Genomic DNA, 25,685 nt, shown 5'->3' with positions numbered 1-25,685 from the left:
ATTACGGCATCTGCAACTTTCCTGCAATCGGTAATTTCCTGTGGTGCTTATCATCTTGCCGCCACCGCAGTACTCGTGGCGCATTTGACTCCAGGCGAACTGCCTGAAACCCCACAGGAGAGAGAACCGCATGAGCATTCATGGAAGCAGGGCGCTGCTTGCCTTGGCCTTGGTGTCCGCTGTTGCAACGGCACAGGCCGCGCAGGCAGATATCAAGGTCTGGGCAGATATCGATACCACACTGGCACTGCGCTCGGCCGATGGCAGTGTGCTGCCGTTGCAGGCGGAGCTGCCGTTCAATCCGGCTACCGGTACGTTGAGCGCCTGGTCGCATCAAGTACGCGTGTTCTCGAATGACATCACCAAGGACGTCGATATACGCGTCAACGGCACGCCCGAGCTGCGTCCTGTGGTTGCCGGAACAGGCGCGAAGGAGATCAAGCTGGCTGTCGAGTTGAATGGCCGGAACCTCGAGACCGATCGTAACTTCACTGCATCGGAGCTGTTCGATGGCGCGCTCCCCGGCGCATCCGTATCCATGCCGCTGCGCATCGGGCAGGAAGGGAGTGCACCCATCACTGCGGCGGGTCTGTACGAAGGCGTGGTGAGCATCGTGCTGACCCAGCTGACGGTCGCACCTTGACCCTTTCACGGCCGGCCCTGATCAGGGCCGGCCTCTTCAGGTAAGCATCGTGACCAGCTCCGTACCGGCCCTTGCCCGGTTGGCGACTGCACTCGCCCTGGCCTCGGGCAGCCCGCCGGCGGGCGCAGGCAGCATCCCCCCCGGTTTCGAAGATATCGCGGAAAGCCGCACCGAGCCGCTCGATGTCCGCCTGTATGGGCGCTCGGCCGGACCGTCGCCCGTGCACATCACTCTGGACACCGTCCAGCTGGAAGCACCGGAGGAGGTTCTGCAGGCACTGGGGTTGTCGATCGAAGCGCAGCAGAGCCTGCGCGCGGCACTGTCTCTGGCCCTGCCACGCAACAGCCACTTGGCCTGCCTTCATGGCGTACCTGCTCCCGGTTGCGGCTACCTGCCGCCGCCGGAAGACCGCACGTCGGTGCGCGCGCTGTACAACGAAAATGAAGGGACGGTGGATCTGTTCGTGTTACCGCACTGGCTTGCCACCGAGCCTGCCCACGAACGCCACCACAAAGTCAGCAGCAACGCGGAAAACGCGTTTCTGCACCAGCAGATGTTCAACCTCAGTGGCGGCCGCCGATACCGCGCTTTCACCGGCCAAGGCGCCGGTGTGCTTGGCCTGTTCGACCACGGCCACCTGTCGGCCTCGTGGAACGCCAGCCAACAGGTGTATCGCGATCGCAGCGCGCGCGAGGTGCAATTCGACAATGCGTACTACCGCCACGACCTTGGTGCACGCCATTACATTCAGGGCGGGCGCATGGATCGCCGCAATCTGTCCAGTCCGCTGGGCGGCACCTTCAGCTTCAGCATGCTGCCGCTCGATCGTTTCCAGGGGCTGCGGGTGGGTACCACAGAGGCCTATGTGGACGCGCAGACCGTCATCCAGGCGGCACCGCTGACCGTGCTGCTGGCGCGCGACGCACGCGTGGATGCCTTCGACGGCGACCGCCTGCTGCAGAGCTTCTATCTACAAGGCGGCATCAATGAGTTGGATACGCGCAATTTTCCGTTCGGCATCTATAACGTGAGCCTGCGCATCTACGAAGATGGCGTGCTGGTACGCACCGAGGACGCGCCGTTCGACAAGGGTGGCGGCGTTGTCGATGAGGACCTGCAATGGTTCGTGCAGGGCGGGCGCCGCAACGAGCGTTACAGCGACCCGTTCGCTGACCAACGGGTGATGATGGCAGGCCTGCGCGTGCCGATCGGCCGCGCCAGCGCGCTCAATGCCGGTGCGATGCAGCTGGGAGGATCGGCCTTCGGCGAGCTGCGCCTGGAATGGCGCCACACCTCGGTTACGCAGGAACTGCGTGGTGTGTTCAGTGCCATGCAGGGCAGCGATGGCAGCCGGGGCCAGCAACACCAGTTTTCTTTCCGCCGTCGTGCTTCGTGGAATCTCCATCAGCAGCGCATGCGCAGCGTCACCTGCCACTCCCCACGCGCCGCACTGGATCGGCTGGGATGTGCCGATGCACTCAGCGCCTCGGTCGCAATGCCAGTGGCCGGCGGTAGCGCTTACCTGGCCTTTACCCGGCGCCAGACCTGGCGGCCGGGCCGCGACCAGGTCGGTATCATCGATGATCCGTTACAGCCTTTGCTGCCGCCGTTGCCGCCCGATACGTTCGGCGGGGTGCAACTGAGCCGCAGCTGGCAGGGCAGCTTCAGCCGCAGTGACTATTGGAAGGCCTTCACCGTATCCAGTCGGTTCGGTGTTTGGCGTCAGCACACCGACGGTGATCTGCGCGGCCAGCGCGACCACGGTGTGTATCTCAATCTCAGCCTGAGTCGGCTGCAGCGTGGCGACCAACGCAGCGTGCAGACCCGTCATGGGCTGGACCTGCGTCAACCTGCGCACGCCAGACCGGATGCCAGCTACAGCATCAGCCGCGACCTGCGGCAGATCTACGATGCCCATCAACGTGATCTCAGCGTACAGCTGCGTGCAGACAACAGCAGCCGCTACAGCGCATCGCTTGGCGCGCAGTTCCAGAATGACATGGGCCAGAGCGGTGGGGTGCTGACACGTCATCAGCAGGGCGGTCGCAACGAACTGACCTACAGCGCCACGCACAGTTCCAGCTTCGCCATTGGCTCACGCGGACTGTACTGGAGCGGGATGTATGGCGCTGACGCCGGTCTGGCCGTTGCAGTGGACGACAGCCATGATCTGCCGCTGACCGGGCTGGCCGCCGAGCTCCAGGTCAGTGGGCTGCAGCGGCAACGATTGCGGCTGGGTGAGCGCAGATTGCTGTCGCTGGCCAGCTATCAGCAGCACCGTGCCGAGGTCCAGGACGCGAGCGCATGGGACGTGCCGGCCAGCGTCCGTGTCACGGGCGGCGGTGCACAGTCGTTCTTCCTTGCGCCCGGCCGCCTGCTGCACATGCCGATCCCGCTGGAGATCACCTATACCTTCATCGGCAATGCGCAGGACATCGCCGGCAACCCGGTGCACGGTGCGCGCATCTTGAATGCGCCGGTGCCGGGAACGGGCAGCAACGGTGACTTCGTGGCTGATTTTGCAAAGCGCGAAACGGTCCTGTATCTGCTGCAGACCCACCAGGTGCTGCAGTGTCCTCTGCAGGTACGTGAGCGGCGCAGTGTGGTGCTGCTGGTGGGCGCTGTGCAATGCGTCCCCATCACCGTTTCGCAGCTGCCGGCCGCTGTCCGCAGCCAGGCACGGGTCAACCGCCTGCTGCGCGAGCAGTCGCTGATCGTGGAGACCGCACAGGCCGCTGCGGCGGGGATTGACCGATGAGCGTCTGGCCAAGGTGCATCGTCCTGCTGGCAGCGGCCGCCCTCAGCCTGGCTGAGGCGCATGCGCAGAGTCGTCCAGAACAGGTAGAGCCTGGAAATTTCGGGCCGGTACTGATCGGCCGTGGATGGGACCGTTCCACGCCGCCAGCCAGTATCGAGGTACTGCCACTCAAGGTAGCCGGCCACCGCTGGGACGGAACCGGCGGATATGGGGCACTGTTCTTCACCTGCAGGTCCCGCTCCGACGCGGCCTATGGCCGGTGCGCCACCGAAGATACCGGCGATGACGCTGCAGGAACGGGCAGCCGTGTGGCCGTTCGATTCACCGAGCGGCGGAGTGGGACGCGGGTCGAGATCGACGTTGTGGGCGCTTTGCGCCGGATAGACGCCAGCGACCGATGCCACTCCAGCTACTGGTCGCAGCAGCCCCGTCCGCTGTCGACCTCCAAAAGCAGTCTCTGTGTGGGGAGCGGTCCGGTCGGCACCGGTGTCGAGCTGGAGATTCAAGCTGATCAGTTGCAACGGCTCGTGGCGGGCAAGTGGAGCGCGACGCTGGAGCTTGCACTCAATACGCCCGCGCAGCATGCCCTCGCCGTCTATACCTTCATGTTCGATTTTACGATTACCGACCGCGACGCGGTGGCCATCTACTTTCCCGAGTTCGACCGCACCCGTCCCAGCGTGGGGCTGAATCTGCGTTATGACCCGATAACAGACCAGTTGGAAGGGCGCAGCAGGCTGGACATGTGCCTCTACGACGGGCTGGGCTCGCTCAGCGACTACCTGGACATCACCGTGCGCGATACCGGTACGCAGCCACCGCCTGACGGCCATTTCTCGGTCTGGCACCAGGACGGTGGCCACAGCGTGCGCGATCGCCTGGATTACACCGTGACCCTGGACCACGCCGGTGCAGGCCTGGTCCTGCGCAACGGCGTGACCCAGCAGCTGTCCGGCATCGATGTCGCGCGGTTGCGGCTGGTTCTGCTGCCGGGCATGAACCAGCCGGTCTACTGCGTGCCCACGCCGCTCACGTTCAATACGCCGTCCTTCCTCGTGACGGAAAAGCTGCCCGGTTTCTACAGCGGTGGGTTGAAGGTCGAAATGACCGTGCCCGCCTCGAATCCATGAACCAGGGGAACCCTCGATGAAAAGAAGTCGTTACGCCGTCCTGCAGATCCTGTTGCTGCTGCCCACACTGCCCGCGCACGCGAACTTGACCGTGCATCCGATGCGGACCTCGGTAGACAGCAAACGCGGCGCGCAGATCCGCGTCTATTCGCAGTCCCCGCAGCCCCAGTATGTGCAGGCGTCGTTGCGCCGGATCATCGATCCCGCCGGGACAGGCGAGCATGAAGTGGACGTTGCATTGGATGCAGCGGCCATCGTGGCGACGCCCGGCAAGTTCGCTTTGGCAGGCGGAGGCAACCGGCTGATCCGCTTGATTCCGCTGCAGCCCGTCAGCCACGAAACTGCTTACCGGGTGTACTTCGAAGGCGTCAGTGCGCCGGAAGAAAATGCGATGGATCTGCCTGGAAACCCACAGGCCAAGGTCGGCGTCAGTCTGGTGTGGGGGGCGCTGGTGAATGTGCTGCCCACCAACGGTCGCGTCGAGGTGGAGCTTCATGGCAGGCAACTGGCCAATACCGGCACGCTACGGCTGGGCATCACCAGCATTGCCGATTGCGAGCAGACCCGCTGCGTGGCCCACGACGTGTCCCGCAGCCTCTATCCAGGCAGCAGCCTTGAACTGCCCTTCGTCCCGACGCCCGGACATCAGCTCCAGCTGCGCTACCGCCTTAGTCGCGATGGGTATCGCGAACACACCACCACGCTTTCGCCCTGACCCCCACCTGTGGGACGTCCCGCGTGGCGGGAGTGTCTCTCTTTTTTTCTCGAGAAATTTCAATGAAGAACGTACCGGCAACTCGCAGACATGCCGCACTGTCTCGGCGCCGCATCACGGTGGTGCTGTTGCTGACGGCAGGCCTGTCACCGCATGCGGGCGCCTACGCAATGAGCGAGCCACCGTTGGACTGGTGGCAGCAGCAGACGTTGACTGCTTTCATTCCCGGGACGGGGGGAGGCAGCCCGTTCGCGCGGTCAGGTGAAGCGGCGGCAGAGTGGGAAGCCGTGTGCAGGACAGCGGACGGGGTTCACCGCAGGGCATCCGCTGTCGCCGCCGATCTGCCCGTACCACGAGCCGCAAGTGAAGCGGTCGAAGTGGGGGGCAATGCGACTGCCTTGAACAGGGCCGTGGCGGTAGGATTCCGCACCTTTGCCCTCACCGATGCCACCGCAGTGGGCAGGGGTGCCAGGGCGGACGTCGAAGGGGTTGCCATTGGCAGCAGCGCCGAGGCGGGCAACTACAGTGTGGCGATGGGGTACGGGGCGAAGGCCTCCGCTGAGTTCAATGTGGCCATCGGCCATGGGGCAAGGGCAGCGGAATCAAGGGCGACGGCCGTAGGCCGCGACGCCATGGCGACCGCGCTGGGGAGCATCGCACTGGGCAATGCCTCCAGGGCCAGCGTACGCAATGCAATTGCACTGGGCAGTGGCGCCCTCTCGGAGCACGAAGACGCTATCGTGCTGGGCGCTGACTCACGATCCAGTGGCAGCCATCAAGTATCGGTGGGCACCAACGAAAACCAGCGCCGCATCGTCCATGTTGCCGACGGCGAGGTGAAACAGGGCAGTACGGAGGTCGTGACGGGCAATCAGTTGTTCCGTACCGAGCAGCGTGTCGATGAAGCCAGGCATGAGGCGCTGATGGCCTCGCGCCACGCCGAGGTTGCGCGCCGCGACGCTGGCATGGCGCTGGAAAAGGCGGACCATGTAGGCGGTCTGATAGGCGACAGCACACCTGCCGGCGCGGTGTATCTTGGCCGCGGCAACAGCGGCACGCTGCTGGATATCGCCAACGGCAGCGGCGCACGCAGGACCATCCAGAATGTGGCCGATGGTGCACTGAGTGAACGCAGTACGGACGCGGTGACCGGGCAGCAGCTGTACCGCACCAACCGGGAACTCAGCACACAAGGCGGCTACGTGGCCGAACACCGTGTCCAACTGGAGCAGCTGCGCACCGACTTCGCGGGGTTCGATCGTGATCTGGGGGGCATGGTCCGGTTCAACGAGGATATGAGCGTGGTCGACGTGGGGGGCGCGCGCATCACGGGAGTGCGTGATGGGGATGCCAGCTCTGCACGAAGCACCGACGCGATCAATGGCGCGCAGCTGTTTGCTACCAACCAGCGCATAGATGCATTGGCGACGAATGACCGCTTTCTCGCTATCGGCGTGCGCGGTGAGGAAAGGCCGGCCGAGGCGGGTCAGTACGGACTTGCACTGGGCAAAAGTGCCGTCGCATCGCTCGGCGGCGACGTGGAAGGTGCGGTAGCGATCGGCTACGGCGCTGAAGCGCTGGCCACCAACGCGGTTGCACTGGGCAGGGGGTCTTACGTCGTGGCCGGAGCAACGGACGGGTTTGCGCTGGGTACGCGGTCATCGGTGGCAGGCGAGGGCGGTATCGCCATCGGGATGAGCAGCCAGGTCGACGCCGGCGCCACCAACAGCGTTGCCATCGGCCGGTATTCGCGCGCTGACAGTGACCTGACGGTTGCCTTCGGCAACGACGCAGTGCGGCGTCGGCTGGTCAGCGTGGCACGCGGCAGGGGCGAACATGATGCCGCTACGATCGGGCAGCTCGATGACGCGCTGGCGGCGCTGGGAGGCGGGGCACGAATGAACGGAGGCAACGTGGTGGCCCCGGCCTACACGGTGCAGGGAAACGAGCACCGCACAGTAGGTGAGGCATTGCGCGCACTCGATGGCGCGGTGGTCAATGGCAGCTCGCGGCTGGGCGGGGTGGAAGCTCAGCTGCAAGCGGTCTTTCAGCAATCACCCGCCCTGCGCAGTGACGGACAGCTTCAGCTGCAGTTGGCCGGTGCCAATGGGATGGTGCTCGGCAATATCGCTGACGGACGGGTTGCGGCCGGTAGCCGCGACGCGGTCAACGGCGGGCAGCTGCACGCGGTCCGGCAGCAGCTTGATGGGCGCATCGACGGCCTGCAACAGCGCATGGCGGTGGACTCGCTGCAAGCGCGTACGGACCCTTCCGACGCCGCTGAGCCATCGGCAGCCGCCGCAACGGCCAATGAGCAGGCGCGCGATGGCGCCCAGAGCGAACCGCCTGCGGAGGTGGGTCGCCCTGATACTGCCGCAGCCGCGGAAGCAGGCCCGAAACCGACCCCGCCGGCGCAGCACCGCTCAGCCGCGTCATCGCCGCCGGTGGATGCACGCCAGCTGGAGCAACTGCAGGAGCGAGTCAACGCCTATACCGATCGCGCCGTCGCCGGTGTCGAGCAGCGCATGCAGAGGATGGACCGGCGCCTCAACCGCATGGTGGCGATGAGCAGTGCGCAGAGCGCGATGGCGATGAACACGGCGGGCCTGCAGACCTACAACCGTCTCGGCGCAGGCATCGGCCATGCCGATGGCGAGTCGGCCTTGGCGGTGGGCTATCAGCGCGTGTTGAACGAGCGGGGTTCGTCCACGCTCAGCCTGCATGGTGCCTTCACCCAGAGCGGCGAAAGAGGAGTAGGGCTGGGGGTGGGCGTAGGCTGGTGAAGCCCCCCATGATCGGGCCGCACTACGGGGAAGCTGCGTCACCTATAAGCTGACGCAGCTGGGACAGCGATGCGCGACGCATCGGCTTGTCATCCACGGGTGAAAGCGCGGCTTGGCGCAGCGCATCGTAGGGCAGCACGACCAGCTCGAAGGTCAGCGCTTCGGCCTCGAACAGCCAGGCCGGTGCGTCCAGGCTGCGGTGGCGATCAAGCCGCAGTCGTCGTACCCGCACGTCGGCCGGGATGCCATGCTCGTCGAGGAAGCGCTGCACCGCGTCGGCATCATCGTCGAACAACTGCAGCTGCACAGGGCTGTTGCCATCGGCCGTGCCCTCCAGCACCGGCCCGACCAGCCGCGGTGAGAACGCCTGCAGGAATTCCATCGCGCGCAGCGCAGCGTGCCGACGCAGCTGCAGCTGGCGGCCATGGTCGGGGCCGGCAAACAGCCGCTGATGTTCGCGCAGGGCCGCTTCGATCTCGATGTTGCGCGGCAGGCTGGCATCATCGTGGATGCCCAGCTGGTGGGCGGCTTTCATCTTGGCTTGGTGATAATCGCCGATCCCGCTCTCTGCCATCAGGCGGGCGGCTTCGTGGGCGAGCCGATGACGTCGCTCGCGGCTTTGCGTGGCGGTATGCGGGCGTGCGCGGTGCATCGCTGTTCCCCTGTGGGACCTGGGGCCAGCGTACACCGGCAACGTGACCGGCGCGTAGAGCACTGGCCCGCTCGGCAGCGCCGAGCCACGCTCGGCGGATTCCATCACCGCGCGGGGCACGCGCCGAGCATCGCTCGGCGCTACGCAACGCATCGGCGCGTGACGTCAGGCCCTCAGAAGATATCGAATGCGGCGGCGTCGGCCTGCGGGGCATTGAGGTTCAGGTCGTAGTCCTGCAGGCGATCCATGTCTTCGACCTTCACCCACTCGGTCGCTCCGTTGAGGCTGGCCTGGACCATCCCCGTCGGCGGTTCGTTCTGGGCGATGGGCGTGTCTTTCAACGCCGTGCGCATGTATTCGATCCAGATCGGAAGCGCCGCGCGTCCGCCGTACTCGCGGTAACCGAGTGAACGGAAGTCATCGCGACCCACCCACACCGTCGTGGCATACGGGCCACCGAAGCCGGAGAACCAGGCGTCGCGATGGTCGTTGGTCGAGCCCGTCTTGCCGCCTACGTCTTCGCGACCGAGCACCTTCGCGGCGGTGCCGGTACCGCGCTGGACCACGTCGCGCATCATCGATACCAACTGGTATGCCGTGCGGGCGTCGATCGCGCGCGGCGCCGTGCGTGCGTCCGGATTGACCGGGGCCGGTGCTTCCACGGCAGCGGGCGCTGTGTCGGTACCGGCTGCCACCGGTGCCGCAGCGGCGCCGAAGTTGAACCCGTCCACGACCTGGCTGGCGGGCTGGCCGTTGCTGGTGCCCGTACACTCGCGGCAGGCCATCGCCGGGTTCTCCTTGAACACCTCCACGCCGTCGCGGTCGGTGACGCGGTCGATCAGCCACGTGTCCACGCGCGAGCCGCCGTTGGCGAACACCGCATAACCGCGGGCAACCGACAGCGGGGTCAGCGATGCAGTGCCGAGCGACATCGACAGATTGGGCGGCAGCTCTGCCTCGGCGAAGCCGAACTGGCTGATGTATTTGCGGGCGTAGTCCACGCCCATGCCGTCCAGCAGGCGCACCGAGACCAGGTTGCGCGACTGCACCAGCGCTTCGCGCAGGCGCATCGGGCCGCGGAAGCCGCCACCGTCGTTCTGCGGCGACCAGGTCTTGCCGCGGCGGTCGCGGAACACCACCGGCGCATCGAGCACGATCGACGCCGGGTTGTAGCCCTTGTCGAATGCCGCCGCGTAGATGAAGGGCTTGAAGCTGGAGCCCGGCTGGCGGCGTGCCTGGGTGGCGCGGTTGAACTTGTTGCCGGAGAAGCTGAAGCCGCCGACCAGGGCTTTCAGCGCCCCGCTGTTGGCATCCACCGACACCAGTGCGGACTGGCCGCGCGGGATCTGGTCGAGCAGCCACTGGCCTTCTTTCTCGCCCACGCGCACGCGCACGATGTCGCCGCGCTTCACCAGCTTGGCGGGGGTCTTGTTGGTCCAGCGCGCCGCACCGGCGGGCAGGGTGACCTCGGTGCGGTTGGCCAGCAGCGCCGTGGCACTGCCATCGGCGGCCGTTGCGGTGATGAGCGCCGGCAGCAGCCCGGCCTGGGCGCTGATGCCGGACAGGTGCGCTGCCAGGCTGGCGGCATCGTCAGCGGCGCCCAGCTCCACCTGCTTTTCCACGCCGTGCCAGCCGTGGCGGTGGTCATAGGCCAGCAGGCCATCGCGCACCGACAGGTTGGCAGCGGTCTGCAGTTCGGCGTTGATGGTGGTGGTCACGTGGTAGCCCTTGTTGACCACGTCCCCGCCGAAGCGGGCGATCATTTCCTGGCGTACCAGCTCGGCCACGTAAGGCGCATCGACCTGCACCGGCGGCTCATGTGCCGTGGCATGCATCGGCACGGCCTTGGCCGCATCGGCCTCGGCCTGGGTGATGAAGCGCAGGTCGGCCATGCGCTGCAGCACATAGTTGTCGCGGCGCTGCTGCGCGCGCTCCGGGTTGGAGAGCGGGTTGCCCGACGAGGGGAACTTCGGGATGCCGGCCAGTGACGCCATCTCGTCCAGGTCCAGCTGGTCCAGCGACTTGCCGTAGTAGAACTGGCCTGCCGCCGCCACGCCGTAGGCCCGGTTGCCGAAGAAACTCTTGTTCAGGTACAGCTCGAAAATCTCGTCCTTGCTGAGCTCGGACTCGATCTTCCGTGCCAGCAGGATCTCGGCCAGCTTGCGCGTGTAGCTGTATTCGGAGCTCAGGAAGAACTGCCGCGCGACCTGCTGGGTGATCGTCGAGCCGCCCGGGACGCGGCGATCGCTGGTGGTCGCCAACAGCCAGACCGCGCGCGCGATGCCCTTGTAGTCCACGCCGCCATGCTCGTAGAAGCGGGCATCTTCGGTCGCCAGGAACGCCTGCTTCAGGCGCTCGGGCACGTCCTTCATGGTGATCGGCGTGCGCCGGGTCTCCCCGAACACGGCCATCAGCTTGCCGTCGGCGGCGTACACATACATGGGCTCCTGCATTTCCACGTCGCGCAGGGTCTGCACGTCCGGAAGCTTGGAGGAAACAACGTAATAGAGGCCGCCAGCAGCGGCCGCCCCGATCAGCGCCAGGATCAGCGAAACGACCAGGATCCAGCGCAGCCAGCGGCGAAGGCGTGTCATCGGTGACAGATTCCGATTGCAGAATTCATGGCCGCAGAGTATAGATTACACAAGGGGCTGGCTGGGGTCGGTCCTGGGGAGTGCAAGGGGAAGCCGCGCCGTTGTGTGACGTTCTGTGAAGACGACTTCACGGCGCGTGGTTGCCATTTGCAAAAAAAACGTTATTAATGCGCGGGCGCAGCTGATGCGTCCAAGTGCCCGTCGGCAGGGGAGAAACCGTGGGGCTCATCCCAAAAAGCCAGTCGCCGCTCATAGGCGTCGACATCAGTTCAACGGCAGTGAAACTGTTGCAGCTCTCTCGTAGCGGCAATCGTTTCCGCGTGGAACACTATGCTGTGGAACCACTTCCGCCGAATGCGGTGGTGGAAAAGAACATCGTGGAAGTCGAAGCGGTAGGCGAGGCGATCCGTCGCGCCGTCAACCGTTCGGGTAGCAAGGCCAAGCACGCAGCGGCCGCCGTGGCGGGCTCTGCGGTGATCACCAAGGTGATCCCGATGCCGGCCGATCTGGACGAGAGCGAGATGGAGGCCCAGATCGAACTGGAAGCCGTCAACTACATCCCGTACCCGATCGAAGAAGTGAACCTGGACTTCGAGGTGCTCGGGACGATCCCGAACAACCCGGAGATGGTCCAGGTGCTGCTGGCTGCCTCGCGTTCGGAGAACGTGGAACTGCGCCAGTCGGCGCTGGAACTGGGCGGACTGATGGCCAAGGTCATGGACGTGGAGGCCTTCGCGGTCGAAAACGCCTTTGCCCTGGTCGCCAGCGAGCTGCCGGTATCCAGTGACGGCGTGGTCGCGCTGGTCGACATCGGCGCCACCATGACCACGCTGAACGTGTTGCGTGGGGGACGCAGCCTGTACAGCCGTGAGCAGGTGTTCGGTGGCAAGCAGCTGACCGACGAGATCATGCGCCGTTTCGGCCTGAGCTATGAGGAAGCCGGCCTGGCCAAGCGTCAGGGCGGGCTGCCGGAAAGCTACGAAATGGAAGTGCTGGAACCGTTCAAGGAAGCCACTGTCCAGCAGATCAGCCGTCTGCTGCAGTTCTTCTACGCGGGCAGCGAGTTCAATCGCGTCGATCACATCGTGCTGGCCGGCGGCTGTGCCGCGCTGACCGGCCTGCCTGACCTGGTGGAAGAGCAGCTGGGCGTGCCGACCGTGGTGGCCAATCCCTTGGCGCAGATGACGCTGGGCCCGAAGGTGCAGGCGCATGCGCTTGCCCTGGATGCGCCGGCGCTGATGATCGCCACCGGCCTGGCGATGAGGAGCTTCGACTGATGGCACGGATCAATCTGTTGCCGTGGCGCGCCGAGCGGCGCAAGCAACGCCAGCGTGAGTTCTACGCAATGTTGGGCATGGCTGCGATCGGCGGCCTGCTGTTGTCGCTGATGGTGTGGTTCTACTACGACCGTCAGGTCAGCGGCCAGGAAGAACGCAATACCTTCCTGCAGGCTGAGATCGACAAGGTGAAGCTGCAGAACACCGAGATCGATCGCCTTGATTCGCAGAAGGAACGCCTGCTGGCGCGCAAGACGGTCATCGAGGAACTGCAGTCCAAGCGGTCGCAGATGGTCCATCTGTTCGACGCGCTGGTACGCACCATCCCCGATGGCGTCGTGCTGACCGCATTGAAGCAGGAAGGCGACGTGCTGACCCTGGAGGGGCGGACACAGTCCAATGCCCGCGTGTCGGCGTACATGCGCAACCTGGAAACGTCCGGCTGGATGACCAATCCGGAGCTGGCGATCATCGAAGCGCGTGATCCGGAGAAGGAAAAGGAGGGCAACAAGGCCCTCGCGCTTGCCGACATCAGCGCGCTTCCTTATGTGTTCGTGGTGAAGGTGAAGCTGCCGGCACAGAGCGAAGAAACCACGCTCAATCCGGATGGCTCGGTGGCGGATCCGACGGCGCCCGCGCCGGTCGATCCGGCTGCGCTGGCACCGCTGGCACCGGCTGATGCAGCCGCTCCGGCCGCTCCGGCCGCCGGCCCTGCACCCGCTACCGCACCGCCGGCGCCTGCAGGCAGCCGCCTGACCCCGGCCGCCCCGCAGACACCGCCGGCCAGCGGCCAGGAGCGCTCGCAATGAGCCAGAAGAAAATCAACCTCAACGAGTTGGACTTCAACGACATCGGCAACTGGCCGCAGCAGGCGAAAATCGTCTTCTGCGTGCTGATCGCTCTGGTGATCATGGCCGTGTCCTGGTTCGCCCTGATCAGCGGCAAGCGCGATGAGCTGGCGTCGCTGGAAGTGCGCGAGACCGAGCTGCGTGCCGAGTTCGAAAAGGAACAGGGGCGCGCGGTCAACCTGGAGCCGCTGAAGCAGCAGCTCGGTCAGATGGAGCAGGTGCTGCAGCAGATGCTGCGCCAGTTGCCCAGCAAGACCGAAATGCCGGACCTGATCATCGACGTTTCGCAGACCGCGCTGTCCAGTGGCCTGGTCAACGAACTGTTCGAGCCGGAGTCCGAAGAGGTGCGTGAGTTCTACGCCGAGAAGCCGATCAAGCTGCGCATGGTGGGCAGTTACCACCAGTTCGGTGCGTTCGTCAGTGGCGTGGCCTCGCTGCCGCGCGTGGTCATCCTGACCATGCACGACATCAACCTCAAGCCGAAGGATCCCAAGACCGGCATCAATCCGGCCTCGATCCGCGCCGGCGCGCTGGAGCTGTCCGGTACGGTCAAGACCTATCGTTACCTCGACGAGGCGGAGATGGAGCAGCAGGAGAAGGAGGCCGCCGCCAAGACAGCCGCCGCCAACGGGGGTGCGCAATGACCCGTTCCTGGATGCTGCGTGGAATCGGCTTGATGATGCTGGTGCTGTTGGCCGGTTGCGGTCGCGGCATCAGCAGCACGCCGGGCGATGCGCCGAACCTGGAGAAGTGGGTGGCCGACGTGCGTGCACGTCCGGCGCCGCCCCTCGAGCCGTTGCCGGTGATGCAGCAGTTCGAAACGTTTGAATACTCGGCACAGGGCATGCGGGATCCGTTCACCGATGCCTGGGCCAACCCGCAGGGGGGCAGTGGCCTGCGTCCGGACCCGAACCGTCGGAAAGAGCCGCTCGAGGCCTTCCCGCTGGACAGTCTGGACATGGTCGGCACCCTCGGCACCGGTCCGGGCACCGTCGCGGTGGTGATGGCGCCGGACAAGGTCAGCTACCGGGTGCGGCCGGGCGTGTACATGGGGCAGAGCGATGGCCGGGTAACCGGGGTCTTCGAGGACCGCATCGAACTGATTGAGCTGGTGCCGGATGGCGCGGGCGGGTGGCTGGAACGGCCGGCCGCGCTCTCGCTTGAAGATCAATGATCGTTTACTGGGGATAGCACGATGACCTTTCACAATGCCAAGGGGCTGCGTCCGATCCGGCGCCCAACCTTGAACCGCATCGGCGCGCTGGGAGTCGCGTTGATGCTGGCCTGCGGCCACGCGACCGCGGCTGCGCCCAACGGCGCGCCCGCCGCCAGCGCCGCAACGCCCGTTGCCGCGCCGGCTTCCCTGTCGGTCGCCAAGATCGACTTCAAGCGTGGCGCTGACGGCGCAGGCCGGCTGATCCTGCAGTTCGATGGCCAGGGCGCCAACCCGGACCTGCGCAGCCAAGGCAACAGCGTGGTCATCGACGTCGGCAATGCCAGCCTGCCCGCGCAGCTGCAGAAGCCGCTTGATGTCACCGATTTCGCCACGCCGGTGCAGCGCATCGACGCCAAGCCGTATGGCGGTGGTACGCAGCTCGTGCTCAGCACGAACACCGCGTTCGAGTCGCTGGCCTACCAGAGCGGCAACGAATACGTGGTGGAGATCACCCCGAAGCAGGGTCTTGCGGCCACCGGTGCGGTCACCACCAGCAGCATCAACCAGGCTGCGGCAGCCGTTGCGCAGCGCGGTTACAGCGGTCGCCCGGTGACGTTCAATTTCCAGGACGTGCCGGTTCGCACGGTGCTGCAGCTGATCGCTGAAGAGTCCAACCTGAACGTGGTGGCGTCCGACAGCGTGCAGGGCAATGTGACTCTGCGCCTGGTCAACGTGCCGTGGGACCAGGCGCTGGACATCGTGTTGCGGGCCAAGGGCCTGGACAAGCGTCGCGATGGCAGCGTGATCTGGGTCGGCCCGCAGCAGGAGCTGGCGAAGTTCGAGCAGGAAAAAGAAGACGCCCGCATCGCGATCGAGAATCGTGAGGACCTGATCACCGATTACGTGCAGATCAATTACCACAGCGCCTCGGCAATCTTCAAAGCGCTGACCGAAGCCCGTGGCATCGGCGGTTCGTCGGGCGGCGGTGGCGGTGGCGGTGGTGGTGGCGCACAGCAGGAAGACAGCGGCTTCCTGACCTCGCGTGGCCGCATCGTGGCTGACGAACGCACCAACATGCTGATGATCAGCGACATTCCGAAGAAGGTCGCGCGCATGCGTGAACTGATCGGCGTGATTGATCGTCCGGTCGACCAGGTGCTGATCGAAAGCCGCATCGTGATCGCTACCGACACCTTTGCCCGCGAGCTGGGTGCGAAGTTCGGTGTCAGTGGTAACCGCGACAACGTGTACTTCGGTGGCAACATCGATGACAACTACGACAACATCACGGACCGCTCGGCGCAGAATACGGCCTATCAGCGGGCAGTGAACGAGTGGATCGCGGGTGGTCAGACGGGAGCGGCTCCGGTTCGCGAAGGACCTTCGCTCACCCGGCGGCCGATGTTCAACCTGCCGGTGGCGGCGGCGAGCAACCCGGGCACGCTGGCGCTGTCGATCCTCAATGCGGGTTATCTGCTGGACGTCGAGCTGTCGGCGATGCAGGCAGAATCGCGCGGCGAGGTGATCTCCAACCCGCGCGTGGTGACCACCAACCAGCGCGAAGCGCTGATCAAGCAGGGTAAGGAAATCGGCTACGTCACCATCAGCGGTGGCGGTGCCGGTGGTGCAGCCCAGGCCAACGTGCAGTTCAAGGAAGTGGTGCTGGAGCTGCGGGTCACCCCGACCATCACCAACGACAACCGTGTGTTCCTGAACATGGTGGTCAAGAAGGACGAAGTCGACCGCTTCATTGAATTGACGGGCTATGGCACGGTGCCGTCGATCAACCGTCGCGAAGTCAACACGGCGGTGCTGGTGGATGATGGCCAGACCGTGGTCATCGGTGGTGTGTACGAGTTCACCGACCGCAGCAGCATCAGCAAGGTGCCGTTCCTGGGCGACGTGCCGTTCCTCGGCAACCTGTTCAAGCAGCGTGGCCGCAACAAGGACAAGGCCGAACTGCTGGTCTTCGTCACCCCGAAGGTGCTGCGCGTGGCCAAGAAAGCCGACTGACGCATCGTCGCACTGCTGCATGAAGAAGGGTCGCCCAGTGCGGCCCTTTTTCATGGGCGCGACCCGCAGCCTGTGCGGGGCCGTTCGCGGTCGATCAACGCCCCGTCTGAACATGAAGCCCAGCCACATGCCTTGCGCAAATTCATTGCCGTGGCACGGTGCGGGGCGTACCGTCCCCGCTTTGTCGGCCTGTGAGCTGCGCCCGTGATGGAGCGCGCCGCCGCTGACCGAGGTGGTGTCCAATGACAGTAGCGGATTGTTCCAGATGTGATGCGGTGTGCTGCAGGTTGACCGCCATTCTCGAGGCGGACGACGCCGTTCCGCTGCACCTGACGACCGAACACAGCGGCGGCAAGCGGGCGATGGCGCGGGGCGAGGACGGCTGGTGCGTGGCGATGGACCGTACGCAGATGCGCTGCGGTATCTATGACATCCGGCCGGCCGTCTGCCACCGATTCACCATGGCGGGACCCTACTGCGAGGCGATCCGCGAGGATTACTACGAACACGGTTCTGCGCAGGGCTGATGCCGCTGACCGGGTTTGACGCAGACCCGATGCAGATCCTGCCATCATGGGCATGGAACCTATCGCGCGTTGCGGAGGTCATATGGATGCCATGAATACACCTCCCTCCATACCCGACACCTTTCCGACCCCCGGCCTGATCGCGGCCACGCCCGAGCATGCGCGACTGCATGACGACTTCCAGACGCTGCGCGCCGCGCTGAGTACGGAGATCGTCGGCCAGGCCGAGCTGGTCGAGCGACTGCTGATCGCGCTTCTCGCTGACGGCCACCTGTTGGTGGAAGGCGCGCCCGGGCTGGCCAAGACCACGGCGATCCGCGCGCTGGCCAGCCGGCTGGACGCGGATTTTTCCCGCGTGCAGTTCACCCCGGACCTGCTGCCGGCCGATTTGACCGGTACCGAAATCTGGCGCCCGCAGGAAGGCCGCTTCGAGTTTGTTCCCGGCCCGATCTTCCACCCGATCCTGTTGGCCGACGAGATCAACCGCGCCCCGGCCAAGGTGCAGTCCGCGCTGCTGGAGGCGATGGGCGAGCGCCAGGTCACGGTGGGTCGTCATACGTATCCGCTGCCGCCGCTGTTCCTGGTGATGGCCACGCAGAACCCGATTGAGCAGGAAGGTACCTTCCCGCTGCCGGAAGCGCAGTTGGACCGCTTCCTGATGTATGTGCGCATCGGTTACCCCGACGAGAGTGCGGAAACCGAGATCCTGCGCCTGGCGCGTGAGCGCGCGCGGGGTGCGCTGGACGCGCCCGCGACCGCGCCCCCGCGCATGCCGATGGCCGATGTCTACGCGGCGCGTCGCGCTGTGCTGGACCTGCATTTTTCGCCGGCGCTGGAGCGTTATCTGGTCGAACTGGTCCTCGCCTCGCGTCAGCCCGCACGCTACGACGCGGCCCTCGCACGACGCATTGCCTGGGGCGCAAGTCCGCGTGGTTCGATCGCGCTGGAGCGCTGCGCGCGTGCCCGTGCATGGCTGGCCGGGCGTGATTTCGTCACCCCGGACGACGTACGCGCGATCGCCGGCGACGTGCTGCGTCACCGCGTGTTGCCCAGCTATGAAGCCGTCGCCGAGGGCTGGGATGGCGAGCGGCTGGTGCAGGAACTGCTGGCCCGCGTGCCGGCACCCTGATCCCCATGCCGGTGAACGACAGTCATGACATCGCCGCAGGCGATGGCCTGGTGCCCACGCTGGCCGAGCTGGTCGCGCTGCGCGGTTCCGCCGTGCGCCCGCCGGCGCCGCGGCGAGGCCGGGTAGGGCAGGCCGGGCAGGCACCTTCGGCGATGCGCGGGCGCGGCATGGAGTATGCAGAATCGCGCGAGTACGTCGCCGGTGATGACGCGCGGCATATCGATTGGCGGGTGACCGCACGCAGCGGCCGCACCCATACCAAGCTGTTCCAGGCTGAGCGCGAACGCGTCAGCCTGATCGTCGCCGACACCGACCCGGCGCTCTATTTCGGCACCCGTACGCGGTTCAAATCCGTGCAGGCCGCTCGGGTCGGTGCGTTCGCGGCCTGGTCGGCACAGCGTCGCGGTGATCGGCTGGCCGCGCTGCGCGGCAGCTTGACCGAAGCCCCGATTCCACCTGCCGGCGGCACGCGTGGTGTGCTGCGGGTGCTTGATGCGCTGAGCCGCTGGTATGCCGCTCCGCCGCCGGATGATGCAGGCCTGGAGCATGCGCTGCACCAGGCCCGGCGCGTGCTGCGTCCCGGTGCACGGATGCTGGTGCTGGCCGATCCGTTGCGCGCCTCCGCGATCCCGCTGGCGCAATGGGCGGGACTCGCCCAGCATCATGAAATCGATGTGCTGTTGATGGTGGATCCACTGGAGCTGGAGCCACCGCGTGATGCCTTGGCGTTCCTGGCCGAATCGCGACGCGTGCGCGTGGACCTGCGCAGCAGCGCCGTGCGCAGTCACTGGCAGGCCCACTTCGCCGATCCGCTGCAGCAACTGCAGGAGACGCTTGCCGCGCGCCGTATCGCGGTGCATGTCGTGGCCACCAACGCAGACAGCGCGAGCTGGCTGTCACCAGCCGTACGCGAGGTCGTGGCATGAGCACGAACCTGCCACTGCGCGACGTGCACCTGCCCCCTGCGCCGAGCCTGTGGCCGCCCGCGCCGGGGTGGTGGGCAGTGGCCGCCGTTGTCCTGCTTCTGCTGGCGATCCCGCTGCTGTTGCGTGCGCGGCGCCTTCGCCGCGAACGGGCCTGGCAACGGCAGTTCGATGCCGAGCTCGCCGCCGCCGGCACGGGCGCTGCACGGGTGGCAGCGCTGTTGGTCCTGCTGCGTCGTGCAGCACGCCAGCAACGGCCCGGCGATGAGGTGCTGCAGGGCGATGCGTGGTTGCAGGTGGTGGACCCGACGGGTTCGCTGTCCCCGCCGCAGAAGGCGCTTCTGCTGCAGGGGGCCTACCAGCCCCTCGTGGACCCGCAGCAGCTTGCCGCGCTGGAACCTTGGGCCCGCACACGCTACGTGTCGCTGTTGAAGGAGGGCGCGCGATGACGTTGCCCGCTTGGCCGTGGCCGGATCTTCTGCTTGCCTGGCCGTGGGCGCTGCTCGCCTTGCCGCTGCCCTGGCTGATGCGCTGGTGGCCGCGGCGGGCGGTCCAGCAAGGGTCTGCCCTGCGCGTGCCGTGGTCGGCGCAGCATCTGCAGGAGATCGCCGGCGAGACCCGCCATGACGGCGCCCGCCTTCATCGCGTGGTGCTGTGGCTGGGCTGGTGTTGCCTGTGCATCGCCTTTGCGCGGCCGCAGCTGCTTGGCGAGGCGGTGAGCCCGCCGGTGCAGGCCCGTCAGCTGATGCTGGCCATGGACGTGTCCGGCAGCATGGGCGAGCCGGATATGGTGCTGGGCAGCCAGGTGGTCGAGCGGCTGACGGCGGCCAAGGCCGTGCTTGCGGACTTCCTGGACCGGCGTGCAGGGGATCGCGTCGGCCTGCTGGTGTTCGGCGACCGCGCATACGCGTTGACGCCGATCACCCCGGACCTGGCCAGCGTGCGTGAACAGCTGGGCGATGCGGTGGTGGGGCTGGCCGGGCGCGAGACGGCGATCGGCGATGCGATCACCCTGGCCGTGAAACGCCTGCGCAGCCAGCCTGAGGGGCAGCGCGTGCTGGTCCTGCTGACCGACGGCGTCAACAATGCCGGCGTGCTGGCTCCGTTGCGGGCGGCCGAACTGGCGGCCACCGAGCACGTCCGCGTGTACACCGTCGCCTTCGGCGGCGATGGCGGCATGAAACTGTTCGGCATGGACATCGGGCAAGCGCAGGATCCGGTGGATGAAGCCACCCTGCGCAGGATCGCCGACGTCACCGGTGGACGTTTTTTCCGTGCGCGTGACACCGCGCAACTCGCTGGCATCTATGCCGAGCTGGACCGGCTGGAGCCGGTGACAGCGCTCGGGCCGGCACTGCGGCCACGCAACGAAGTGTATTTCTGGGCATTGGCGTTGGCGATGCTGCTGGGCGCGCTGGCATGGCTGTGGCCGGGGCGGCAACGATGATGTCCGACGTTCTGACGATGGTGCACTGGACGCGCCCGCACCTGCTGTGGGGGCTGCTGGTCCTTCCCGTGATCGCACTGTGGGCATGGCGCCGCAGTCGCGTCGCGGGTCGCTGGCAACAGGCCGTGGATGCTCACCTGTTGCCGCATCTGCTGCAGGGCGGAAGTGCCAGCGCGCGGCGCTGGCCGTGGGCCGTACTGCTGGGCTGGTTGCTCGCGGTGGTGGCGGTGGCTGGACCGGGGTGGCGACAACAGACGCAGACCCTGCTGCAGCCGCAGTCGCCGCTGGTGGTGGTGCTGGACCTGTCCACACGGGTCAGCGCTACCGATCTGCCGCCATCGCGGTTGCTGCAGGTCCGCGCGAAGCTGGCCTCGCTGTTGCAGCAGCGCGAGGGGGGGCAGATCGCGCTGGTGGTCTATGCCGATGATGCCTACACCGTGGCCCCGCTCACTGACGACGTCGCCAATGTGGCCCTTTACCTTGATTCCCTGTCGCCGCAGGTGATGCCGGCCGACGGCCAGCGCGCCGACCGTGCACTGGATTGGGCCACGCTGCTGCTGCAGCGAAGCGGCATGCGCGGTGGCCAGATCCTGCTGCTGACCGATCAGGCTGACGACGGCGCGGTAGCGGCGGCTGCGCAGGCGCACGCGCAGGGGGTGCGGGTGTCGGTGCTCGGCGTGGGCACGCCGGCGGGCGCGGCGTATCGCGATGGGCGCGGCCAGATCAGCAATGCCGCACTTGATGAGAAGAGCCTGTCACGGTTGGCAGCAGCCGGCGGCGGCCGCTACCAGCGGCTGGCTCGCGATGGTACGGACCTGCAGGCACTGGACGTGCTGCAGGCGGACCAGGTGTCCGGTGAACAGGAGCGCGGCAGTGCACGGCAATGGCTGGACCAGGGCTACTGGCTGCTGCCGCCAGTGATGCTGCTCGCACTGCTGGCGTTTCGCCGTCGTGCGGCGGTACTGTCCGTGCTGGTGCTGCTGGGCGCGTCGACGATGTTGCCCCTGCCGCTGCAGGCACAGGAAAAGGCGGCAGCCGCGCTGTCGGCGCAGGCCGACAAGGCCACCCCGTGGCTGCGCCTGGACCAACGCCGGCAACAGCGTCTGGAACAAGGCGTGCGTGCCTACCAGCAGGGCGATTTCGGCACCGCCGCGCGGCAGTTCGAAGCGGTGGACAACGCCGAGGGCTGGTACAACCTCGGCAATGCGCGCGCGCGACAGGGCGATCTGGATGGGGCCATACAGGCCTACGACCGCGCATTGAGCCAGCGGCCGGGGATGGAGGATGCGGTCGCCAACCGGGCCGTGGTGGATGCGGCGCGCAAGCGCAAGAAGCCGCCCGGTGCGAAAGCGGGCGCATCGCCGCCGTCACAGGGCGGGAAGGGGCAGCAGCAGGCCGGTCAGGGCCAACCGCCGGCGCAACCGCCTGCGCAGCCACCGAAGACATCCGGCTCGCCAGGCGCTGGCGCCCCACCGTCGCCGTCGCAGCAGAACACGCCCCCCAACGCGCAGGCATCCAACAACGACGGCCAAGGTGCGCCGCAGCAGAAGCCTTCCGCTGATCCGCAGGCACAGGCACGCGCCGATGCCGAACAGCGTCAGCGCATGCAGCAGGCCATGAAGAGCGGCCAGGGCGATGGTGATGGCAAGCAACAGCAGCCGGCGCAACGCACGGATGGCCGGACTCCGCAGCAACGCGAACAGCAGCAGGCGGTGGAAGCCTGGATGCGGCGCGTACCGGACCAGCCCGGCGATCTGCTGCGGGCCAAGTTCCAGCTGGAAACCGAACGCAGGAAACGGGAAGGACCATGATGCGACACGCCCCCCCCTATACCCTCATGCGGATGCCGACGTGGCTGCTGGTGCTGATGCTGCTCTGTCTGCCGGCAGGCGTGCAGGCGCAGACCCGTGCCTGGCTCGACCGCGCCCAGGTGGACCTCGGCGACACGGTGACGTTGAACATCCAGACCGACAGCGATGCAGCGCCGGATCTGGCGCCGTTGCGCGCCGACTTCCAGCTCAGCAACCAGACCCGCAGCCGCCAGGTGGAGTGGAGCAACGGGCGCATGCAGACCCGCACGCTGCACGGCGTTGCGTTGTCACCGCGACGGGCCGGCACCGTGGTGTTGCCGCCGTTGCAGGTGGGATCGGTGTCCACGCCCGCCCTGCAGCTGCAGGTACGCGAGGCCGCGCCTGCACGCAACGACGGCAGCGCGCTGGCCTTCATTGAAACCGAGGTGGATGATCGCAGCCCGTATGTGCAGCAGAGCGTTGGCGTGGTCGTGCGGTTGTATTACGCCGCGCAGCTTGCCTCCGGTTCGCTGGTGCTGGATACCCCCGCGGGTGCGTCGCTGCAGGTGGTCGGACAGGACCGCACCGACGTGCGCGAAGTGAACGGACGACGCTATAACGTGGCGGAGCGTCGCTACCTGCTGATCCCGGAACGCAGCGGGCCGCTCACGCTGGTCGGTGCGCGCTTCGACGGACGCTCGGCGGGCAGCTTCTTCGATGATTTCTTCGGCGGCCGCGGCGATGGCCGCCTGCGTGCAGCCGCTGCGGACCAGACGCTCCAGGTGCAGGCACAACCGGCGGATGCACCGCAACCCTGGCTGCCGCTGCACGATCTGCGGCTGCGCTACACGCTTGCACCCGACCGTGCACGCAGCGGTGAAGCGGCGACGATCGAGGTCGAAGCAGTTGCCGTTGGCGCGACGCGCGCGCAGTTCACCGAACTGCCGGTGCCCGACGTGGGGGCCGATGCCCAGGTCTTCGCCGAGCCAGCGCAGTACGACGAAACCTTCGTCGGTGGATCGCCGCAGCTGAAGATCACGCGCAAGTACGCGGTCGTGCCGCGCCGCGAGGGTGCCCTGACCGTGCCGGGCATGCAACTGCGCTGGTGGGATGTGACGGCCGGGCAGGCGCGCAGCAGCACGCTGCCCGACCTGACGTTGGCCGTCGCCACGGGGGCGGCCGGCGTGGCATCCCCCGTGCCGCCGGTCCAGCCGGTGGATACCGACGCCGCCTTGCCGGGTAGTGAGGGCGAGCTGTCCGCCAACGGCCAGCATCCGCCGCGCGCGGCGGCTCCGTGGCCGTGGATCGCAGCGGTGGGCGGGCTGGTGCTGCTATGGCTGCTGACCCTGTGGTGGGGCTGGCGTCGCGGGCGCCAGCGTGCTGACGTGAGCGTCCCGGTGGCGGCTGCGGATGGCGCTGGTGCCACGCGTTCCTCCACCAAAGCGTTGCGCCGCGTACTGGAGTCCGAAGACCTGTCCGTGGTCGCGTCCACCCTGTGCACCCTGGCCGGGGTGGCGCGACTGGAGCAGGTAATGGAAAAGCTGGGCGATCCCCGTCAGCGCGCGGCGCTGCAGGCGCTGCAGCAGGCGCGCTGGGCGGGCGAGGGCGACCTGGTCGCGGTGCGCCGGCTGTTGAAGGAGGCCTTCCATGACGGTCCGCACTGGTCGCAGCCCGTGGAAATCGCGCAGACTGGGTTGCCCCCCCTGTATCCGCGCGGTTGAAACACGCCGCGTGGCGGGGTGCAGCGCTTTGCTAAAGTACGCTCACTTGTAAGGAAAACGACCCGATGACAGCAGCCAGCCCCGCGAAGAAGAAGATGCCCCTGCACTGGAAGATGGGCATCGGCTTCGCCCTTGGCTTGGTCCTTGGCCTCGTGGTGCACGCGCTGGGCGGGCAGAACCCGGCCTTGATGGAGGCGGCCAAGTGGGTGATGCATTACGTCACCACGCCGGCCTCGGGCCTGTTCCTCAATCTCATTTTCATGCTCATCGTGCCGTTGATCTTCTCCGCGCTGGTGATGGGCGTGTCGGAAATGGGCGACGTGCGCTCGCTCGGCCGGATCGGCTGGAAGACGCTGGCCTACACCATCGTGTTGTCCAGCATCGCGGTGGCCATCGGGCTGGTGCTGGTCAACGTACTCAAGCCGGGCGTCGGCGTGGATCCGGCGATGGCCAACCAGATCCTGGCCGAGAACCTGGAGCGCTCCAAGGAGATCGTCGCCGGCGTCGGCAGCCAGCCGAAGGGCGCGGACATGCTGCTGTCCATCGTGCCGAACAACATCGTCGCCGCTGCCTCCAGCAATGGGGCGATCCTGTCGCTGATGTTCTTCGCCCTGATGTTCGGCATCGGCATGGTGCTCACTGCGGAAGAGAAAGTCGCGCCGCTGCGTCGTGCGATCGAAGGTATTTTCGAAGTCTCGATGACCCTGATCAACCTGGTCATCCGCCTGGCGCCGTACGCGGTCGCCTGCTTCATGTTCAACCTGGCCGCGTTGTTCGGCTTCGAGCTGCTGATCCGCCTGGGCGCCTACGTCGGCGTGGTGGTGCTGGCGCTGGGGCTGCACATGGTGGTCACCTACGGCGTGGCCGTCTGGTTGTCCGGCCGCTCGCCGTTGGCGTTCTTCCGCGATACGCAGGAAGCCACGGTGATGGCCTTCTCCACGGCCTCCAGCAACGCCACCCTGCCGACCGCGCTGCGCGTGGCGGACGAGATGGGCCTGCCGCAGAAAGTGTCGCGCTTCGTGCTGACGGTGGGGGCCACGGCCAACCAGAACGGTACCGCGTTGTTTGAAGGTGTCACGGTGATCTTCCTGGCGCAGTTCTTCGGCGTGGACCTGAGCATCGGCCAGCAGGTGATGGTGATGGCGGTCTGCATCCTCGGCGGCATCGGCACAGCCGGCGTGCCGTCGGGCTCGCTGCCGGTGGTGGCGATGATCTGCGCGATGGTCGGGGTGAACCCGCTGGGCATCGGCCTGATCCTGGGCGTGAACCATTTCCTGGACATGTGCCGTACGGCGCTGAATGTCACCGGCGACCTGGCCTTGACCACGCTGGTGGCGAAAGGCGAAGTCGAAGAACCGCTGGTGCCGACCCCTGCGCCTGATCGCATTGCTTGAATCCACGCATCGGCGCTACCGGGGCGGATGATGCCCTGGTAGCGCCGAGCCGTGCTCGGCGGGTTTCCCCGTGCGCCGCTGCGCTCGCCGACCATGGGTCGGCGCTACCGGAGCGGATGATGCCTGGGTAGCGCCGAGCCGTGCTCGGCGGGTTCCCCGTGCGCCGCTGCGCTCGCCATCCAGGG

At 66.6% G+C, this 25,685-nt stretch carries 20 protein-coding genes; 18 read left to right on the top strand and 2 right to left on the bottom strand.

Annotated elements, in window-relative coordinates; translation table 11 throughout:
- The first annotated feature begins 130 nt into the window (after window positions 1–130).
- The 5 genes from IFT58_RS04455 (at window position 131) to IFT58_RS04435 (ending at window position 8,029) form a co-directional block, all read left to right on the top strand.
- A complete protein-coding gene (locus IFT58_RS04455) occupies window positions 131–643 on the top strand; it encodes a CS1 type fimbrial major subunit (RefSeq protein WP_192094026.1) in 513 nt (170 codons plus the stop codon).
- A 49-nt stretch (window positions 644–692) separates the two neighbouring features.
- Entirely contained in the window at window positions 693–3,401 is a 2,709-nt protein-coding gene (locus IFT58_RS04450; RefSeq protein ID WP_192094025.1) for a TcfC E-set like domain-containing protein, read from the top strand.
- Window positions 3,398–4,531 (top strand): CfaE/CblD family pilus tip adhesin, encoded by a 1,134-nt coding sequence (locus IFT58_RS04445; protein ID WP_192094024.1) that lies wholly within the window; start codon window positions 3,398–3,400, stop codon window positions 4,529–4,531. Before IFT58_RS04450 ends, IFT58_RS04445 begins: the two co-directional genes overlap by 4 nt.
- Window positions 4,532–4,547: 16 nt before the next feature.
- Window positions 4,548–5,246, top strand: a complete 699-nt coding sequence (locus IFT58_RS04440; RefSeq protein ID WP_192094023.1) for a pilus assembly protein — start codon at window positions 4,548–4,550, stop codon at window positions 5,244–5,246.
- Between the two features lie 398 nt (window positions 5,247–5,644).
- Window positions 5,645–8,029, top strand: coding sequence for a YadA-like family protein (locus IFT58_RS04435; protein WP_192094022.1), 2,385 nt, complete (start codon window positions 5,645–5,647; stop codon window positions 8,027–8,029).
- A gap of 22 nt (window positions 8,030–8,051) precedes the next feature.
- Here IFT58_RS04435 and IFT58_RS04430 read toward each other — a convergent pair whose 3' ends face one another.
- On the bottom strand, window positions 8,052–8,681 hold the full coding sequence (locus IFT58_RS04430) for a hypothetical protein (RefSeq protein WP_192094021.1): 630 nt from the start codon (window positions 8,679–8,681) through the stop codon (window positions 8,052–8,054).
- A 173-nt stretch (window positions 8,682–8,854) separates the two neighbouring features.
- Complete coding sequence (locus IFT58_RS04425; protein ID WP_192081560.1) at window positions 8,855–11,275, bottom strand: penicillin-binding protein 1A; 2,421 nt, start codon at window positions 11,273–11,275, stop codon at window positions 8,855–8,857.
- A gap of 218 nt (window positions 11,276–11,493) precedes the next feature.
- On the opposite strand from IFT58_RS04425, the gene IFT58_RS04420 reads away from it, so the two are divergent.
- The 13 genes from IFT58_RS04420 to IFT58_RS04360 all read left to right on the top strand — a co-directional run bounded on the left by IFT58_RS04420 (window position 11,494) and on the right by IFT58_RS04360 (window position 25,500).
- The gene (locus tag IFT58_RS04420; RefSeq protein ID WP_342029533.1) at window positions 11,494–12,552 is read left to right on the top strand and encodes a pilus assembly protein PilM; all 1,059 of its coding nucleotides are present in this window, start codon (window positions 11,494–11,496) and stop codon (window positions 12,550–12,552) included.
- The gene (locus IFT58_RS04415) at window positions 12,552–13,361 is read left to right on the top strand and encodes a PilN domain-containing protein (RefSeq protein ID WP_192094019.1); all 810 of its coding nucleotides are present in this window, start codon (window positions 12,552–12,554) and stop codon (window positions 13,359–13,361) included. The genes IFT58_RS04420 and IFT58_RS04415 overlap by 1 nt, the downstream gene beginning before the upstream one ends.
- Window positions 13,358–14,044, top strand: a complete 687-nt coding sequence (pilO, locus tag IFT58_RS04410) for a type 4a pilus biogenesis protein PilO (RefSeq protein WP_192094018.1) — start codon at window positions 13,358–13,360, stop codon at window positions 14,042–14,044. The genes IFT58_RS04415 and pilO overlap by 4 nt, the downstream gene beginning before the upstream one ends.
- Complete coding sequence (locus IFT58_RS04405; RefSeq protein WP_188326309.1) at window positions 14,041–14,574, top strand: pilus assembly protein PilP; 534 nt, start codon at window positions 14,041–14,043, stop codon at window positions 14,572–14,574. Before pilO ends, IFT58_RS04405 begins: the two co-directional genes overlap by 4 nt.
- 21 nt (window positions 14,575–14,595) lie before the next feature.
- Entirely contained in the window at window positions 14,596–16,569 is a 1,974-nt protein-coding gene (locus IFT58_RS04400; protein ID WP_188326310.1) for a type IV pilus secretin PilQ family protein, read from the top strand.
- Between the two features lie 242 nt (window positions 16,570–16,811).
- On the top strand, window positions 16,812–17,096 hold the full coding sequence (locus IFT58_RS04395) for a YkgJ family cysteine cluster protein (RefSeq protein WP_192081557.1): 285 nt from the start codon (window positions 16,812–16,814) through the stop codon (window positions 17,094–17,096).
- A 91-nt stretch (window positions 17,097–17,187) separates the two neighbouring features.
- Complete coding sequence (locus IFT58_RS04390; RefSeq protein WP_192081556.1) at window positions 17,188–18,225, top strand: MoxR family ATPase; 1,038 nt, start codon at window positions 17,188–17,190, stop codon at window positions 18,223–18,225.
- A 5-nt stretch (window positions 18,226–18,230) separates the two neighbouring features.
- Window positions 18,231–19,151, top strand: a complete 921-nt coding sequence (locus IFT58_RS04385) for a DUF58 domain-containing protein (RefSeq protein ID WP_192094017.1) — start codon at window positions 18,231–18,233, stop codon at window positions 19,149–19,151.
- Window positions 19,148–19,597, top strand: coding sequence for a DUF4381 domain-containing protein (locus IFT58_RS04380; RefSeq protein ID WP_192094016.1), 450 nt, complete (start codon window positions 19,148–19,150; stop codon window positions 19,595–19,597). The genes IFT58_RS04385 and IFT58_RS04380 overlap by 4 nt, the downstream gene beginning before the upstream one ends.
- Window positions 19,594–20,595 (top strand): VWA domain-containing protein, encoded by a 1,002-nt coding sequence (locus tag IFT58_RS04375; RefSeq protein WP_192094015.1) that lies wholly within the window; start codon window positions 19,594–19,596, stop codon window positions 20,593–20,595. The genes IFT58_RS04380 and IFT58_RS04375 overlap by 4 nt, the downstream gene beginning before the upstream one ends.
- A complete protein-coding gene (locus tag IFT58_RS04370; RefSeq protein ID WP_249405591.1) occupies window positions 20,595–22,406 on the top strand; it encodes a VWA domain-containing protein in 1,812 nt (603 codons plus the stop codon). The genes IFT58_RS04375 and IFT58_RS04370 overlap by 1 nt, the downstream gene beginning before the upstream one ends.
- Window positions 22,406–24,106 carry a BatD family protein gene (locus IFT58_RS04365; RefSeq protein ID WP_192094172.1) on the top strand — a complete coding sequence of 567 codons (1,701 nt, stop codon included), beginning with the start codon at window positions 22,406–22,408 and terminating at the stop codon, window positions 24,104–24,106. The genes IFT58_RS04370 and IFT58_RS04365 overlap by 1 nt, the downstream gene beginning before the upstream one ends.
- A 65-nt stretch (window positions 24,107–24,171) precedes the next feature.
- On the top strand, window positions 24,172–25,500 hold the full coding sequence (locus IFT58_RS04360) for a dicarboxylate/amino acid:cation symporter (RefSeq protein WP_192081552.1): 1,329 nt from the start codon (window positions 24,172–24,174) through the stop codon (window positions 25,498–25,500).
- Window positions 25,501–25,685: the final 185 nt, after the last annotated feature.

This window comes from Stenotrophomonas sp. CFBP 13718 (genome assembly GCF_014842145.1).
Taxonomy (GTDB): domain Bacteria; phylum Pseudomonadota; class Gammaproteobacteria; order Xanthomonadales; family Xanthomonadaceae; genus Stenotrophomonas.
The sequence above is the reverse complement of the archived record's forward strand: the minus strand, read 5'-3'. Positions and strand labels throughout refer to the sequence as shown.